At 68.7% G+C, this 16,037-nt stretch carries 11 protein-coding genes and 1 tRNA gene; 8 read left to right on the forward strand and 4 right to left on the reverse strand.

The genetic code is table 11. The annotated features are described in order from the left end of the window. Positions 1-119: 119 nt before the first annotated feature. From G6O54_RS38605 to G6O54_RS30710, 8 genes are all read left to right on the forward strand, one after another. Positions 120-2,480, forward strand: a complete 2,361-nt coding sequence (locus tag G6O54_RS38605) for an ArnT family glycosyltransferase (RefSeq protein ID WP_165232432.1) — start codon at positions 120-122, stop codon at positions 2,478-2,480. Then, entirely contained in the window at positions 2,477-3,532 is a 1,056-nt protein-coding gene (locus tag G6O54_RS30680) for a glycosyltransferase family 2 protein (RefSeq protein ID WP_165232434.1), read from the forward strand. Before G6O54_RS38605 ends, G6O54_RS30680 begins: the two co-directional genes overlap by 4 nt. After that, the gene (locus tag G6O54_RS30685) at positions 3,529-5,103 is read left to right on the forward strand and encodes an acyltransferase family protein (RefSeq protein WP_165232436.1); all 1,575 of its coding nucleotides are present in this window, start codon (positions 3,529-3,531) and stop codon (positions 5,101-5,103) included. The genes G6O54_RS30680 and G6O54_RS30685 overlap by 4 nt, the downstream gene beginning before the upstream one ends. Before the next feature lie 30 nt (positions 5,104-5,133). Then, positions 5,134-5,868 (forward strand): response regulator transcription factor, encoded by a 735-nt coding sequence (locus G6O54_RS30690; protein WP_165232438.1) that lies wholly within the window; start codon positions 5,134-5,136, stop codon positions 5,866-5,868. Further along, positions 5,865-7,202, forward strand: a complete 1,338-nt coding sequence (locus G6O54_RS30695) for a sensor histidine kinase (RefSeq protein WP_165232440.1) — start codon at positions 5,865-5,867, stop codon at positions 7,200-7,202. The genes G6O54_RS30690 and G6O54_RS30695 overlap by 4 nt, the downstream gene beginning before the upstream one ends. 129 nt (positions 7,203-7,331) lie before the next feature. After that, positions 7,332-8,414, forward strand: coding sequence for a sialidase family protein (locus G6O54_RS30700; protein WP_205679092.1), 1,083 nt, complete (start codon positions 7,332-7,334; stop codon positions 8,412-8,414). Positions 8,415-8,538: 124 nt separating this feature from the next. After that, a complete protein-coding gene (locus G6O54_RS30705) occupies positions 8,539-8,907 on the forward strand; it encodes an STAS domain-containing protein (RefSeq protein WP_165232442.1) in 369 nt (122 codons plus the stop codon). 471 nt (positions 8,908-9,378) lie between these two features. Further along, positions 9,379-9,452 (forward strand) — tRNA-Arg (locus tag G6O54_RS30710). 120 nt (positions 9,453-9,572) lie between these two features. On the opposite strand, the gene G6O54_RS30715 is transcribed toward G6O54_RS30710, so the two are convergent. The 4 genes from G6O54_RS30715 to G6O54_RS30730 form a co-directional block, all read right to left on the reverse strand. After that, the gene (locus G6O54_RS30715) at positions 9,573-10,328 is read right to left on the reverse strand and encodes a zinc ribbon domain-containing protein (protein ID WP_165232445.1); all 756 of its coding nucleotides are present in this window, start codon (positions 10,326-10,328) and stop codon (positions 9,573-9,575) included. Positions 10,329-10,575: 247 nt separating this feature from the next. Continuing rightward, on the reverse strand, positions 10,576-12,177 hold the full coding sequence (locus G6O54_RS30720; protein ID WP_165232448.1) for an NAD(P)/FAD-dependent oxidoreductase: 1,602 nt from the start codon (positions 12,175-12,177) through the stop codon (positions 10,576-10,578). Positions 12,178-12,244: 67 nt separating this feature from the next. Further along, on the reverse strand, positions 12,245-13,963 hold the full coding sequence (locus G6O54_RS30725) for a SpoIIE family protein phosphatase (RefSeq protein ID WP_165232451.1): 1,719 nt from the start codon (positions 13,961-13,963) through the stop codon (positions 12,245-12,247). Positions 13,964-13,994: 31 nt separating this feature from the next. Next, positions 13,995-15,746 (reverse strand): protein kinase domain-containing protein, encoded by a 1,752-nt coding sequence (locus G6O54_RS30730; protein ID WP_165232453.1) that lies wholly within the window; start codon positions 15,744-15,746, stop codon positions 13,995-13,997. Positions 15,747-16,037 lie beyond the last annotated feature (291 nt).

Below are 16,037 nucleotides of genomic sequence, written 5' to 3' on the forward strand. Positions count from 1 at the left end.
TAGTTTCGTTGGAGGCGCCGGGGGAACGGGACCAGTCAACCCGGACCGGCAGCGGACTGGCAGGCCGGAGCGGTCGCGAGGACGAATCGACCGCGGCGGCCCTGGGGATGGTGCGCGCCATGCTCATGCATAACACGACAAATGGTGAGGGCGAAGGTTCGGCGGCCGATCTCGAGATCGTCGCGTCGGGGCCTCGCGTCGGGGTCTGGATCGGATGGGCACTCGTGGTCCTGATCGCGGCGGGCGTCCGGCTCTGGGGCCTGGAGAAGAACGGCTTCGGGAATCTCTATTATGCGGCCGCGGCGCGGTCGATGCTCGTCAACCCGAGTAACTTCTTCTTCGCGTCCTTCGACCCGGCGGGCTATGTGACGGTGGACAAGCCGCCGCTCGCCCTCTGGATCCAGGCTGCGAGTGCCGGGCTGTTCGGATACGGCGGTCAGAGTCTCATCGCGCCCCAGGCAATCATGGGCGTGCTGACGGTCCTGGCCGTGGGGCTCCTCGTCCAGCGAGCCGCGGGCGATGCGGCCGGCCTGATCGCCGGCCTGGTGCTGGCCCTCTTCCCGATCAGCGTGGCCATCGACCGTGACAACATGCCGGACACGGTCCTCGTGCTGCTCCAGGTCCTGGCGGCCGGGGCACTCATCCGGTCGATCGAGGCCGGCAAACTCCGGTGGCTGATCGCCTCGATGGTGCTGATCGGCCTCGGCTACAACGCCAAGATGCTCGCCGCGTTCGTCGTCCTCCCGGCGTTCTTCCTGGCCTATTTCCTCTTCGCCCCGGGGAGCCTGCTCGGCCGGGTGAGGCAACTGGGCATGGCCTCGGCGGTCCTCTTCGTGGTCGCCTTCTCGTGGTCCGCGGTGGTGGACCTGACGCCGGCCTCGAAGCGTCCCTACATGGGCGGCTCGACGAACAACTCGGCGATCGGGCTGGCCCTCGCCTACAACGGCCTGGGACGCGTCCTCGGCGGCATGGGGAACATGGGACCCGGCGGCGGCCCTCCGCCCGGTGGCGTCAGGCCCGGTGGGTTCGACGATCGGGGCCCCGGCGGCCCGCCCGACGCCGCGTGGATGCCGGGGCCCGGAGGCCCGATGGGGCCCGAAGGTCCGATGGGTCCAGGAGGTCCGATGGGGGCCCGTGGTCCGCTGGGGCCCGGGGGACCGATGGGGCCCGGAGGTCCGATGGGACCTGGCGGACCGCCGGGATTCGGCGGTCAACCGGGGCCGTTCCGCCTCCTTCAGCGCGAGATGGCCGGCCAGTTCGCGTGGCTCCTCCCGCTGGCGGTCCTCGGCGGATCCTCGGCCTGTCGGGGCCGCCGCTGGCGAAGGCCGCTCGACCGCCGGGCCCTCTCGATCTTCATCTGGAGTGGGTGGTTCCTGACATACGCCGTGGTATTCAGCTTCTCTCGGGGCATCACCCACCCCTATTACACCGTGGAGCTCGGGGCGCCGCTGGCCGCGATCGTCGGCCTGGGCGTGGCGAGCCTTTGGGCCCGTGCGGCGATGACCACGGCAGGCCAACGCACGGGCCTGCTGCTCCCGGTCGCCATCCTCGCCACATCGGCCTGGCAATATGTCCTCCTCGGCTCGTTCACGGAATGGCAATCGAGGCTCGCTCCGGCCCTCGTCGCGGCGGCGTGCCTTGCGGTCGCGACCATCGCGCTGGCCGGGCGGACAGCGGGGGCACGTTGGCAATGGGTGCGAGGTCCGGCGCCGGCGCTGATCATGCTGGGCGCCGGCCTCGCGGCCCTGATGGTCGTCCCGACGGCCTGGTCTCTGATGGCCGTCGCGGCGCCGGGGATGGGGATGATGCCGGCGGCCGATCCGTTCATGCTCTCGATGGGCGATGGGCCTGGCGGTCGCGGACCGGGCGGCCGCCCCCCCGGCATGCCAGGCGGGCCGGGGATGGAATCGATGGGCCGGGAGCAGCTCGTCGACTTCCTCGCGTCCAATCACCAGGGCGAACGATTCCTGGCGGTGACCTCGTCCGCGCCGGCGGCCGCCCCGTTCATCATCAAGGCCGGGCTGCCGGTGATGGCACTCGGCGGGTTCCTCGGCGAGGATCCGATCCTCACGACCGAGCAATTCGCGGCCCTGGTGAGCGACGGCCAGGTCCGGTTCGCGGTCGATGACCCGCGCGGTCCGGGCGGGCCCGGGCCGCGCGGGCCCGACGGCGGTCCGGGCGATGATCGCCGCGGGAGGCGGGGGCCGGACGGCCCCGGCTTTCCTGGCGGCCCTGGCGGAACGAATCGGGGGATCAACGAGTGGATTCGCGAGCATGGCAAGCTCGTCGACTCGGCGAATTGGGGCGGGGACGAGCCCGCGGCCGATGGGCAGGAGCCCGGCGGCGGGCCGCCTGGCTTCCCGGGCGGCCCGAGGGAGTTGCGAGTGTACGACTTCCAGCCGGATCGAGGTCTTAAGCCGGTCGACCATGGTCTGAAGCGAGTCGCTTCCGCGGGCGAGGAGAAGGGGGGGCTGCCGTGAAACTGTCCGTCGTCATCCCGGTTTTCAACGAGGCGGAAGTGCTCCCCACGCTCTTCCAGACACTCCGGCCTGTGCTCGATGGCCTGGGCTGCGAGTACGAGATCGTCCTCGTGGACGATGGCAGCAAGGACGACTCGGCGTGCATCCTGGAGGTGGCGGCCCGGGCCGACTCCCGGATCAAGGTCCTGCGATTCAGCCGCAACTTCGGCCACCAGGCCGCGATCACCGCGGGCCTCGACTTCTCGACGGGCGACGCCGTCGTCGTGATGGACGCGGACCTGCAAGATCCCCCCGAGCTGCTCCCGGAGATGCTCGCGAAGTATCGCGAGGGCTACGACGTGGTCTCCGCCCAGCGCGTCCGGCGCGACGGAGAGACCCTCTTCAAGCGCGCGACCGCATCGATCTTCTACGCGATCATGCGGAGGGCCGTGGACGAGCGGCTCCAGCCCCAGGTCGGCGATTTCCGGCTCCTCAGCCGGCGCGCCGTCGAGGCACTCGGCGGATTCCGCGAGCAGCACCGGTTCGTCCGGGGGCTGATCGCCTGGCTCGGGCTGAAGGAGGCCATCGTGCCGTTCCGCCGCCAGGCTCGCGCCGCCGGCACGACCAAGTATCCGGTCTGGAAGATGGTGCGGTTCGCCTGGACGGCCATCTCGTCCTTCTCGGCGCTCCCGCTCAAGCTCAGTCTCTACGGCGGCATGGGGCTGACGTTCCTCGGTGTCGTTTACTCGGTCCTGGTCCTCTATGAAACGTTCGTCCTGCGGACGACGGTACGGGGATGGGCCTCGCTGGTCTGCATTCAGCTCCTCTTCTCCGGGGCGATCCTGATTGCCATCGGCCTGGTCGGAGACTACGTCGCGAGGATCTATGAGGAGCTGAAAGGCCGGCCGCTCTACGTGGTCGCCGCCTCGACCAATCTCGACGCGGCCGCGAAACCGGCTCGTGCCGTCTCCCTCGGGGCCACGATCCCGCCCGACCGCGAACTCTGGTGGAACGATGTCGACCTCGAGAAGGTGCGTGCTCGCGTCGCGAGCGTGCGGGAGGTTGCGAGATGAGTGAGGCCGTGTCATCGCCGCGCTACAACGCCCTGGATTGTGTGCGGGGCTCCGCCATGCTCCTCGGCGTCTACTATCACGCGATCCTCTTCGCCGGGATGGTCGGCGGTGGCCGTGGCGGCCCGGGTGGGCCGCCCGGTGGAGGTTCCATGGTCTTCCAGGAGTGGCTGCACAGCTTTCGCATGCCGCTCTTCTTCCTCGTCTCCGGCTTCTTCTGCCGGATGATGTACCAGAAATACGGGCTGAGGCGATATCTCGAGCGCAGGTGGTGGCGAATCGGCGTGCCGCTGCTGGTCGGGCTCTTCACCTTCGTGCCCCTCTACCTGCTCAGCTTCCAGTTCTTCGGCGGCGGCCCCGGCGGCCCTGGCGGTCCGCCTCCCTCGATGCGAGATGGCGGCGACCCGGCCTGGAGAGGCCCCGGCGGCCCGCCTCCCCAGGGCTTCGAGATGGCCGGTCCGGATGGCCCCCGCCTGGGCCCGCCCATGGGCCCGCCGCCCGGTGCTGTCGGCGGCCCTGGTGGTCCCGGCGGAGGACCTCCGCGTGGGCCTGGCGGGCCCGGGCGCGGCGGCCCCTTCGGGCCTCCCGGCGTCGTGAGCGAGTGGCTCTTCGGCCCCTACGCTCGCTACTTCGCGCTCAATCACCTGTGGTTCCTCTGGTATCTGCTGCTATTTGCGACCTTCGCCCCGGCGGTGGCCTGGCTGGCCGACGTGACGGTCGGACGGCGCGCCGCCGGCGCGATCGACCCGGCAGGGCTCACGCTCCTTCGGCTCGACCTGATTCCTCTGCTGCTGGGATTGGCCAGCATACCCGCGCTGCGGCTAGCCAGCGGGGGCTTCGGCGGCGGGTGGTCCCTCGGAATGGCGGCGGGGATCGGTCGCGGCTTCCCGGATTTCCTGTTCCATCTCGAATGGGATATGCCTTTCTACCTCAGCTATTTCCTGGTCGGCTGGTGGCTGCATCGCGAGCGGGCCGGCCTGGCTGATGTGGCGAAACGATGGCTGCCGAGTCTTGCCATCGGGACGATGGCTCAGGCGGTGGCCGGATTGCTGTCGATGGCCCAGGGCCGGCCGCCCGCCGGTTCCTCGTCCAGCCTGATCCCGGCCGCGGGGATCTCGCTCTACGCCGTGGGATCGGCCTATACGGCGTTCGGCTTCCTCGGGTTCTTCCAGCGATACCTGGACCGGCCGACGCGAGCCGGGCGTTACCTGGCGGACACGGCCTTCTGGATCTATCTGGTGCATCAGCCTTTGCTGGCGCCCGTGCTCAAGGTCATCGTGCCGCTGGGACTGCCGTGGTGGCTGCAGGCGCTGGCCGCGTCGACGCTGGCCTCGGCCGCGGGCCTGGTCCTGTACGAGCTGATCGTGAAGCCGACCCCCCTGGCCGCTCTCTTCGGCCCCGCGCGGGCCTCGAAGATCGCCCAGACCACGGCCGAGCCCGCTGCCGAATGTCCCGGCCTCGATGGGGGAGGGGAGGCCGACGGCGTGGGATCCATCCTCGCGAGCGATCCGGGGTATAATCTGGAGCGGATCGGTGTCGAATCCATGTCCGACGCGGGGTCGCCTGCGAGCTGACCTTGCCAAGCGTCCGGCGAGGTGACAACCATGGCGGTCGCGGGGGAGCAGGCAGGGTTGGCGGACGCCTCGGCGACGAGGATTCTCCTCGTTGACGACGACGCCGATCTCTGCGAGCTGATGCACGAGTACCTGACCGGTCGAGGCTTGTCGGTCGAGATCGCGGAGGACGGTCGTCGCGGCCTGGCCCGCGCCCTCGCCGCGGAGCATGACCTGATCCTGCTGGACGTCATGCTCCCCGGCCTCGATGGCTTCGAGCTGCTCCGTCAGCTCCGCCGTCGCAGCCCCGTGCCAGTCATCATGCTCACCGCCCGGACCGCCCCGGAGGACCGGGTGGCCGGCCTCGACGGCGGGGCCGACGACTACCTGCCCAAGCCCTTCGGCCCGGAGGAGCTCGTCGCGCGGATCCGGGCCGTGCTGCGGCGTTCCGGCAAGGTCGCGGCCCCGCCCGAGATGATCGAGGTCATGGGCGTCCGGCTCTATCCGGGCAAGCGCGAGGTGACCGTCGATGGAATCCTGCTGGAGACGACGACGACGGAGTTCGACCTCCTCGAGATTCTCGTCCGCTCGGCCGGCCGGACGGTCTCGCGGCGCGAGCTGACCGCCGTGCTCTATCAGCGCCAGGTATCGCCCTTCGATCGGGTGCTGGATGTCCACGTCAGCCATCTCCGGAAGAAGCTGGGGGGGCACGAGGACCTGATTCGTACGGTACGCGGCGTCGGCTACCAGTTCTGCGCCGAGCCGGCCGGGGCCGTCGAGCGATGAGGTCGATCTTCTCCAAGATCCTGATCTGGGTGGCGGCGACGATCGTCGTCTCGCTGACCGGGTTGCTGGTGACTTCGGCCTTCGTCTCTGCGCGACTGCCCGACCGGATGGAATTCATCGCCCAGACGCAGCAGGCCCAGCTCCGGAGGGCCCTGGCGGTCTACCAGGAAGGAGGCCCCTCCGCGCTCGGAGACTACCTGAGGCGACAGGACCACGAATACCACGCCAGGCATTTCCTGCTGGATCGACGCGGAATCGACCTCGTGGACGGGACGGATCGATCGGCCTCCCTCGGACGTGCAGGGCCTCATCCCTGGCCCCGGGTTCGGCATCCCGGCCCGCTCCTGATCGTCCGCACGAGCGACGACGGGGCGCATCGCCTCCTGATCGAGCTCCCTCCCCCGTTCGGGCCGCTCGAGTTCCTGCCCTACTTCCTCTGGATTCTCCTGGTCATCGTCGCGCTCGGCTATCTGCTGGCCGTGAACCTCGCGAGGCCGTTGCGTGCGCTGAAGGCGGCGGTGGAGCGATTCGGTCGAGGCGAGCTGGGCGTCCGGTTCGTCTCCGATCGACGCGACGAGATCGGCGAGCTCGGCCGGGCCTTCGACCACATGGCGGAGCGGATCGAGACCCTGCTGACGGCGGAACGCCGGCTCCTCCAGGACGTCTCGCACGAGCTCCGGTCCCCGCTGACCCGCCTGGTCTTCGCCCTGGAGCTGGCCCGCACCGCGACCGACCGCGATGGGGCGCTGGCCAGGGCCGGGAAGGAGGCGGCGCGGCTCGCCGAGCTCGTCGACGAGCTGCTCGACCTCACGAGGACCGAGGGTGATCCCGACGCCCGGATCCGCGAGCCCGTCGCGCTCGAGCCGCTGATCCGCGGGCTCGCGGAAGACTGTTCGCTCGAGGCCGAGCGGCGGGGCGGCTCGATCGTCGTCGACGCCGATCCGGGCCTCGTCGTGCCCGGGGATCCGGAGCTGATCCGCCGTGCCGTCGAGAACGCGCTCCGCAACGCGATCCGCCATTCCCCCGCAGGCGAGCCCGTCGATGTTCACGTCACCCGCCGGGACGGCTCGGCGCGGATCGTGGTCCGAGACCGGGGGACTGGCGTGGCGCCCGAACATCTCGACGACCTCTTCAGGCCGTTCTTCCGGGTCGAAGACGATCGCAATCGGGAGAGCGGCGGCGTCGGGCTGGGCCTGACGATCGCCCGCAGGGCCGTGGGGCTGCATCGGGGGAACATCGGCGCCGCCAACGCCCACCCCGGCCTCGCGATCACGATCGACCTGCCGGGCGTCTCGGTCGCGCCGACGGGACCGTCGCCCGGGGATGCCGGATGAGATCCGTCGCCACGCCCGGGCGATGCTCGCACGCCCTTGCCGGGCGTGGCCCGCTATCGCAGAATGGCGGTCCACGTGAGAGCCCGCCGCCGCGGCGAGCGGCGTACCGTCCGGAACGGAGGAATGTCGATGAAGACCCGCGCGACCTCGATGCCGATCGCGATGGCGGCGGCCCTGATTTTCGGGCCCTTCGGCGTCCGGGCCGAGGAGCCTCGTTTCGAGAGGATCTTCGGGCCCGAGGTGAAGACCGGCCCCTACAAGCACCCCGCGTGCATGACCGAGCTGAGCAACGGCGACCTGTACCTGGTCTACTACGGCGGCGACGGAGAGTACGCCGTGGACACGGGGGTCTTCGGCTCGCGGCGGGTGAAGGGGACTCGAGAGTGGTCTCCGCCGGAGCGGATCGCGCACGACCCGTTCCGCTCGGTCGGCAACGGCGTCGTCTGGGAGGCCCCGGACGGCGTCGTCTGGCTCTTCTACGTCGTCCGCTACGGCGAGACCTGGTCGACGTCACGGGTCCAGGTCAAGGTCAGCCGCGACGGGGCGAAGAGCTGGTCGGACGCGTCGGTGCTCGTGCAGGATGAGGGGACGCTCGTCCGGAACCGTCCGATCGTGCTCCGCGACGGCGATTACCTCCTGCCGCTCTATCACGAAGGGGGTTACGATACCGAGGCGACCGGACCCGATAGCTATTCGTTCTTCCTCCGGTATGCAGCGCGGGAGAAGACCTGGAAGAAGACCGGTGCCATCCGGTCGCCGAAGGGGAACATCCAGCCGGCTCCCGTCGAGCTCGCCGACGGCCGGCTGGTCGCCTATTGCCGCCGCGGCGGCGATTACAAGCCGGACACGATCGGCTACATCGTCCGGTCGGAGTCGCGCGATGGCGGCCTGACATGGACCGAGGGCGTCGATTCGGCCTTCCCGAATCCCAACGCCGCGGTCGACCTGCTGCGGCTTCGGAGCGGCAAGCTCCTGCTCGTCTACAACCACAGCATGAACCGCCGTACCCCCCTCTCGCTGGCCGTCTCGTCGGACGAGGATCGGTCCTGGCCGATCCGACGTGATCTCTGCACGGGCGACGGCGACTACGGCTATCCGATCGCCTTCCAATCCGCCGACGGGCGGGTCCATGTGGTTTACACGTCGGACCGACGAATGGTCGTCAATCACGCGATCATCGACGAGCCCTGGCTCATGGAATCACCACGATGATCGGGCCGCGGGCCCTGGCGGCGTTCCCCGCGCTCTTGTTCGAATTCGAGTCTCCGTTCAACGCGGGGATGGGGTATGCTGGTAGCGGCCCCACCCGAAGGCTCAAGCTGGAGGAACGTCGTTCATGTCAGCCCCCACGCTCAAGCACATGAAGCTGGAGGACGTCAACGGTGTCGCCGTGGTCGACTTCGTCGACTCGAGCCTGATGTTCGAGAGCGGGCTCGTCCAGGAGGTCGGTGACGAGCTGGTGAGCATCCTGACGGATCACGCGAAGCACAGGCTGCTCCTCGATTTCAAGAACGTCCAGTACGTCTCCAGCACCATGCTTGCCCAGCTCGCGAGGCTGGCCAAGGACGTCCAGAAACTCAAGGGGCAGCTCAAGATCACCGGGCTCGGTCCCATCCTCAAGGACACGTTCCGGATCAGCCATCTCGAATCCCTGTTCATGATCTATGACGATCGCGACTCCGCGCTGAGTGCCTTCCGGCCCTGAATCCGGCGGGGCCCACATTAGCTCGCAGCCGAGTTCGCCGCGGACGGCCGCTTCCCGGTGCGGAACTACGCGGTGACGGATCATGACGGCTCGGTCGCGTTCAACGTCGCCTTCAACGACGCGGTGAGCCGACTCGCTCGAGTCCGTGGAGGTGCAGGGACGAGACCCTCAAGTCGATCGGCCAGATCGGCGTCGAATTCCACGCCGATCCCGCCTCCGGATTCGACGTCGCGAAGGAGGTCGAGGCCACGCTCGCCGGGATGCGATCGTAGGGCTTCATGGTCCTCGACGATCGCCGGCGATGGCGCCTGGAAGTGCCCGCCCCAGCCGACCCGGAACGCCCTCCGGCGGGCCCTCAGTCGGACGTGGTGTCAGGCCCCCTCGCCTCGCCTCGGTGGGATGATCCGCCTCGATATCGGAATCCGGGCTCTTGACAATCGGCGTCGCCGAGGGTGGAATCGAGCTACTGAAGCGCCCGTGGCTCAACTGGATAGAGCGTCGGCCTCCGGAGCCGAAGGTTACAGGTTCAAATCCTGTCGGGCGTATTTTCAAATCTCAGCGGGCCGTTCGTGTTCCCGCGAGCCTTACCTGCTGAGCCGCCCGCCTCGGCTCGCTGCCGCCGAATACGATCACGATCGGCGAGGAGACCCGGAAAGGGGATCGGATCAAGGACGCGAGCCTTGCGCCGAGGCGAAACCGAAAAGCTGGGACCAGGCGCCCCGCGGACCGGGCGCGGACAGCCCCGGAGCGGGTGAGCGTCGAGCGACGCGCAGGTTCGCGGTGGCCGGCGTATGGTTCCGAAGATACCGGCTCAGGTCCACGAGCAGGAACAGGGCAGCCGATCCGGGAACCAGCAGGACCACCGAGACGACGGTCGCCACCAGGTGCCCCGGACCGGCCGACTCGGCGTCGGCCGTGAACATCCATTGAAGGCTGCGGCCCAGGATCAGGGCGGCCCAGATCAGGAAGGCCACCGCCCACGCTTGCAGCACCCGGCCGTACCAGGGATCGGTGGCGCTCCAGCTCGCGCCGAGGAACCCCGAGGATCCGACCGCGGCGTCGCCCCCTTCGGACTCGGCCCGCCTGGCCGCCGCGACAGGCCCGTTCACCGCCCCGGTCGCCCTGATCTCGTCTCGCCACTCGTCCTCGTCCGCGGCCTCGGATTCCTCGCCGGCGAAATCCTCGTTGATCGCCTTCAGCTCGTAGGCCGAGGAGCTCGGGTCGCCGGCGCGAGGATCGCCGTCCACCGACTCCAGTCCGTCGATCCCGGGATCGTCCAACGCCTCGGCCGGCGTGCTCGACAGGAGCGTCTGAAGCTCGAAGCGGAAGCGGCAGCGTGGACATCTCGCGTTGTAAGGAGTCTCCAGTGCGTAGCTGGGAATTCGACCGGAGAACTGGCACTTCGGACACTCGATGATCATGACATTGCGCCCGCGAGGACCGGTTTCGCCCTGGAGGATCGCAATGTTAAGTACGTCGCGAGGTGTCGTCCAACTTAAAGACTCTGATGTTTGCCAAAAGCAGCATCTGGGGCCCGTGATTGCAGAAAAGTGGCGCGTGGAGTTACAAGATGTTGAACGTTCATGTTTAAGAAAAATCGAGATCCCATCCGTGGGTGGGTTCGATCAAGAATGATGTGATGGGATTGAACTCAATGAGCTCGGATCCTCAAGTTCCAGGGCGGGCGTGGATCGAGGTGATGGCCCGAGCGGTGCGGAGCCCATCGACGGCGGCGCTGATGATGCCGCCGGCAAAGCCCGCCCCCTCGCCGCATGGATAGAGGCCGGCGACGGTCGGGCTCTGCCTCGTGGCGGGATCCCTGGGGATCCGGACCGGTGAGCTGCCGCGGGCCTCGGGCCCGGCGAGGGTCGCGTGCTTGAGGAAGAGCCCGTGGAAGCGTCGGTCCATGACCGGCAGGCCCCGGACCAGGGCCTCGCAAATCCTGGCGGGCAGGATGGAGTTCAGGTCGGTCGGGACGGTCTGGACTCGGCTGTAGCTGGAGGGGATCTTGCCGTGGCTGGCACGCGCCCGGAAGAAGTCGCGGACCCACTGGATCGGGGCCCCGTAGGATCGCCCCGCGGCCAGATAGGCCATCCGCTCGAATCGCTGCTGGAAGTGGACGCCGGCCAGCGGATGGTCGCTGCCGGTCTCCGCGGGATCGATGGTCACGACGAGGCCGCTGTTGGCGAACGGGGAATCGTGACGGCTCTCGCTCATCCCGTTGGTGCAGAAGTAGCCGGGCTCGCTGACGCTCGGCATGACATACCCGCCGGCGCACATGCAGAACGTGAAGAGGTCGCACTCGCCGGCGCGGACCGACAGGCCGTAGTCGGCGGCGCCGAGGGAGGGATGTCCGGACAGGCCGCCGTATCGGGCCTCGTCGATCTGGGACTGGGGCTGTTCGATCCGGACTCCGAACTGGAAGGGCTTGGCGACCAGGGGGATCCCGCGCCTCAGCAGCATGCCATAGGTATCGCGCGCGCTGTGGCCGACGGCCAGGACGACGACGTCGGCCGGGATGTAACCCGAGCTCGTGCAGACGCCCCTGATCCGGCCGTCGGCCAGATCGAGGTCCTCGGCCCGGCAGGAGAACCGGACCTCGCCGCCCAGGTCTTCGAGCTTGCGTCGGAGCGTGCGGACGACCAGGGGGAGTCGATTGGAGCCCAGGTGGGGGCGATGCTCGTAGACGATCGACGGCTTGCCGTGGCAATCGGCGAGGATCTCGAGGATCCGGTTGACATCCGGCCCGGTCGAACGGCTGGTCAGCTTGCCGTCGCTGAAGGTCCCCGCGCCCCCCTCCCCGAACAGGTAATTGCTCTCCGGGTCGAAGGGCCCCCCGGAGTCGAACCGGCGGACGTCCGCGACGCGATCCTTGACGGCGCGGCCGCGTTCGAGGATGAGCGGGCGATAGCCGTGCTCCGCCAGGAGATACCCCGCCAGCAGCCCCGCGGGCCCGGCGCCGATGATCACGGGCCGATGCTCCAGGGGACGATCGCCGGGTGCCGGCCAGTCGAATCGTTCGGGCACGAAGGGCTGCACGTCCGGGTCGGAGCCGGCGGAAAGCCGTCGGGCAACCTCCGGGGAGACGTCGACCTCCATCGCGTACATGAAGTGCAGGTCGTCGTGCCGGCGTGCGTCAAGGCTCTTGCGGAGGATCCTCCAGCGCAGGAGGTCGCTCGGATCGAGTCCGAGGCGGCCTGCGAGGCGGCGAGGGAGGTCCTGCTCGGGGTCGTCGAGATCGAGGCGGAGGTTGCTGACCTTGAGGGACATACGCGCGGATCCATCGGTCTTGGGCGGAGCGGCCGGCGCCCCCGCGGAGGAGCGGGGACGGAGTCGGCTAGCCCTCGGCGGGGCGGGGCGACGGCCCGAAACAGACCAGGGTGATGTCGTCGACCTGGGCGTGGCCGGCGGTGTATTCGCGGATGTCCTGGAGGATCGCGCGGCCCACCACATCGGGGCCGCCGGTCGTCTCTCGGAGCCGCTTGATGAGGCGAGTATTCTCCTTGGTGTGGTAGATCTCCTCGCGCGTGTTGCGGCCGTCGGTCACGCCGTCGGAGTAGACCACGGCCACGTCGCCGGGCTCGAGGGTGACCTCGGTGTGCTGGTACTCGGTCCCGGGGATGATGCCGAGCGGGAAGCCCGTGATGTCCTCCCCGACCTCCTCCACCCGGCCGGAGGCGCGGCGGATGAGGATGGCCGGGTGTCCCGCCGAGCTGAGCGAGAGCGTCCGCCTTTCGACGTCCAGCACGCTGAGGCTGAGGGTGATGAACTTCTCGTCGATCCCGGCCGCGAAGAGGAGGTGGTTGAGCTCCTGGGCGGCCTCGCCGGGCGAGTCCTTGGTCAGGATGCAATAGCGCGTGTCGCCGGAGAACTTGGCCATCATGAGCGCGGCGGCGACCCCCTTGCCGGAGACGTCGCCGACGGCCACCGCGAAGCGGTTGCCGGGGAGCGGGACGAAGTCATAGTAGTCGCCGCCGACCTCGTAGGTCGGCTCGTAGTGGGCGAAGAACTCGTATCCGGGGATCTCGGGCACCGACTGGGGCAGGAACCGCTTCTGGACCTGCTCGGCGATCTTCAGGTCGCGATCGAGCCGCTCCCGCTCCAGCGACTTTTCGTGGAGCGAGGCATTCTGGATCGCGATCGCCGCCTGGGAGGCCACCGCGGTCAGGACTTCCAGGTCGTCGTTGCCGAACTGCTTCCGGTCGCTCGTGTCGAGCTGGAGGATGCCCAGGGCCTGGCCGTCCGGGGTGAGGAGCGGGACGCACATCACCGAGCGGATCTTGAGGTCGGCGATCGAGGCGCTGGTGGGGAGGTTCTTGTCCATGCTGGCGTCCTGGCTGAGGACGCCCTTCTTCTGCACGAGGACCTGATTGACGATCGACCGGCTGATGCTCACCTGGGCCTCATCCGCCGGGACCGAGGAGGCGAAGTTGGAGCGGCGGCCGGGGCGGCAGCGGAAGGCCTTGCGGACCAGCCGCTTGGTGTCGGGGTCGACGAGGATCAGGAAGAGCCGCTCGGCCTGGGGGAAGGACTCCATCAGCGAATCGAGGATCCGCGGGGCGACCTTGTCGATCCGGAGCTCGGTGGAGAGGTTGCGGCTGATCTCGATGATGGCCTTGAGTTTCAGCTCGGGCTTGATCATCGCCGCCATGCTGCTCGACCGCGAGGCGTCGAGGGTGTGCAGGTGGGGGACGTCCGCCGCGTCGCCCTCGGCGACGATCACGACGTCGGCGTCCTTGCTGGCGGACTCCACCGGCAGCTTGGGATAGAAGAGGAACTCGACGTCGCAGATGTTGATCCGATCGCCGGGCACGAGCTTGTGGTCGTTGCCCGGGAGCAGCTTGACGTTGTTCACCCTGGTCTGGTTGCGCGAGTTCAGGTCGGCGATGAAGTAGTCCGCGCCCGAGCGATAGATCTCGGCGTGGCGGCGACTGACCCCGTTGGGGTCCAGGATGATCTGGCAGTGCTCGGGCGACCGGCCGATGACGGTCCGTTCCTGCTTCAGGTCGATGATCTGGCCGGTTGCCTCGCCGTTAGCGCGCTTCAGTAGTGCCATGATCGTCACTCCGGAACCTGCCCGTTGTCCCTCAGACGGGACCAGTCCGACCGTTCCATTCCGCGATGCGTACCCGCCTCAACGAGGCGACGAGGCGACCCTGGATGCCCACCAACTGGTTCCGCTTGATTTCCGCCGCGGAGACCCCCGCCTGCCCCGTCATCTTGACCGCCTGGGACGCGATCTCGGCGCCGAATTCGAGCAGCCCGGGGTCGAAGAGCCGCAGGGCGTCGCGGCTCGCGGCCCTGGGCTTGTCCACCGCGAACGTCAGGCCCGTCATCCCCGCGATCACGCCGTCGAGATCCCTGCCCAGCAGCTTGATGGCGGGGTCGAGCAGCTCGACGAGCTCGCGATCCTGGGTCTTCGCCGCGGGCCACGCGGCCAGCTCGTCCCGGAGGGCGGTCAGGCGGCGTAGGTCCGCCTCTCGGAAGTACCGCCGGGCCAGGTGCAGGTAGGCGGAGGAGACCCATTCCGAGGACCTGACGTGATGGCCGGCCACCGCGGCCCAGGCGGCCGGCAGCTCCCGGGACGGCGCCCGGAGGAGGGCATACCGGAACTGAGCTTCGGCGCCGGCCTGCTTGGGGATCGCCTTCCAGCCCGGCTCGAGGCCGAGCGCCGGGATGGATGCGGCGGCCCCGGCACCCGAGATCGGGGTCCGCGGCCGCGTCGTCCACCCGCCGAGCCCTCCCGCCAGGAGCGAGCCGACGGCCAGGCCCGCGAGGATCCAGGGCCTTGCGAGCCGGTCTCCCAGACCCTGGCCGCGCGACGACACCCTCCCCGCCGCGGCGATCAATTTCGGGCCGGAGCCGGGCCGCTTCGGATCCTCCGGGCTCGGGGGCACCGTGATGCTCAGCTCGGCACCCGTGGCGATCCCGGGCATCGACATCCGGGAACGAATCCTGGACAGGTCGGCCAGCATCTCGGCCGCGGACTGGTAGCGATCGTCGGGCGACTTCGCCATCAGCTTGAGCACCAGCCGTTCCAGATCCTCCAGGATCTCCGGCCTTCGCAGTCGCATTCCAACCGGGGCCTCGCTGACATGCTTCATCGCCAGCGCCACCGCCGAGTCGGCCCGGAACGGAGGCTCGCCCGTGAGCATGTGGTAGAAGGTCACCCCGAGCGAGTAGAGGTCGCTCCGGTGATCCAGGCGCTTCCCCTGGGCCTGTTCCGGGCTCATGTAGAGCGGCGTCCCCATCGTGGTGCCCGGCTGCGTGACGTGCATGCTGTCCGCCTCCAGGTCGCGACAGAGCCCGAAGTCCGCCACCTTCACCCGGCCCTTCTTCGTCAGCAGGATGTTCTCCGGCTTGACGTCGCGATGGATCAGGCCCACTTCGCCCGCCGCCCCGATCGCGAGGCCGGACTGGCGCATGATCGAGATCGCCTGCGCCAGGTCGAGCGCACCCTTCCTGGCGATGTAGTCCCTGAGGTTCGTCCCCTCGACGAACTCCATCGCGATGTAACGCACCCGGTCTACCGAGTCGAGCGTGTAGACGTGCACGATGTTGGGGTGATTGAGCTTGGCGACGGCCGTCGCCTCGGCCTCGAAGCGTCGGAGATAGGCGGGGTTGGAGAGGAAACGCCGATGCAGGACCTTGAGGGCCACCGGGCGGTTCAGGCTCACCTGATTCGCGAGGTAGACCTGCCCCATGCCCCCTTTTCCCAGGAGTCGCTGGATCTGGAAGTCGCCGAGGGTCACGCCGGTCAGGTCGCGCACGGGGGCTTCCGCCGGGTCGCCCCCCCAGTCCATGGTGTCCTCGCCGTTCTCGATGCCGTTCTGCACCATGGTCGTCCGCTAGATCCTCGGCCGCGGCCCGATCGGAAGAGATATGCTCGATGGCATAGTTGCTTGATCGTTATGCCCCGCTACTGTACCGGATCCCCCCTCCACGTTTCAAACGTGAAACGCCTCGTCGTGGGGGGCGAATCCGCTCCGAAACCAGGTCCGCCCGGACGTCGTCATGCGGTCGCTCGCTCGATCACCCTGGCAGACGCCCCGTCTGCTCCACTCGACCGACTTCGACACAAGATGATGATTGCAGGCATGGGTGAATGCCCTGGCTGGTGAGCGGCCTAA

Origin of the sequence: Aquisphaera insulae (assembly GCF_011064615.1) — a bacterium.
Taxonomy (GTDB): domain Bacteria; phylum Planctomycetota; class Planctomycetia; order Isosphaerales; family Isosphaeraceae; genus Aquisphaera; species Aquisphaera insulae.

Bases quoted from the DNA above. Each gene is read 5' to 3' on its own strand.
- G6O54_RS38605 (WP_165232432.1), top strand. From the start codon at position 120: ATGCTCATGCATAACACGACAAATGGTGAGGGCGAAGGTTCGGCGGCC.
- G6O54_RS30685 (WP_165232436.1), top strand. From the start codon at position 3,529: ATGAGTGAGGCCGTGTCATCGCCGCGCTACAACGCCCTGGATTGTGTG.
- G6O54_RS30690 (WP_165232438.1), top strand. From the start codon at position 5,134: ATGGCGGTCGCGGGGGAGCAGGCAGGGTTGGCGGACGCCTCGGCGACG.
- G6O54_RS30695 (WP_165232440.1), top strand. From the start codon at position 5,865: ATGAGGTCGATCTTCTCCAAGATCCTGATCTGGGTGGCGGCGACGATC.
- G6O54_RS30700 (WP_205679092.1), top strand. From the start codon at position 7,332: ATGAAGACCCGCGCGACCTCGATGCCGATCGCGATGGCGGCGGCCCTG.
- G6O54_RS30705 (WP_165232442.1), top strand. From the start codon at position 8,539: ATGTCAGCCCCCACGCTCAAGCACATGAAGCTGGAGGACGTCAACGGT.
- G6O54_RS30715 (WP_165232445.1), bottom strand. From the start codon at position 10,328: ATGATCATCGAGTGTCCGAAGTGCCAGTTCTCCGGTCGAATTCCCAGC.
- G6O54_RS30720 (WP_165232448.1), bottom strand. From the start codon at position 12,177: ATGTCCCTCAAGGTCAGCAACCTCCGCCTCGATCTCGACGACCCCGAG.
- G6O54_RS30725 (WP_165232451.1), bottom strand. From the start codon at position 13,963: ATGGCACTACTGAAGCGCGCTAACGGCGAGGCAACCGGCCAGATCATC.
- G6O54_RS30730 (WP_165232453.1), bottom strand. From the start codon at position 15,746: ATGGTGCAGAACGGCATCGAGAACGGCGAGGACACCATGGACTGGGGG.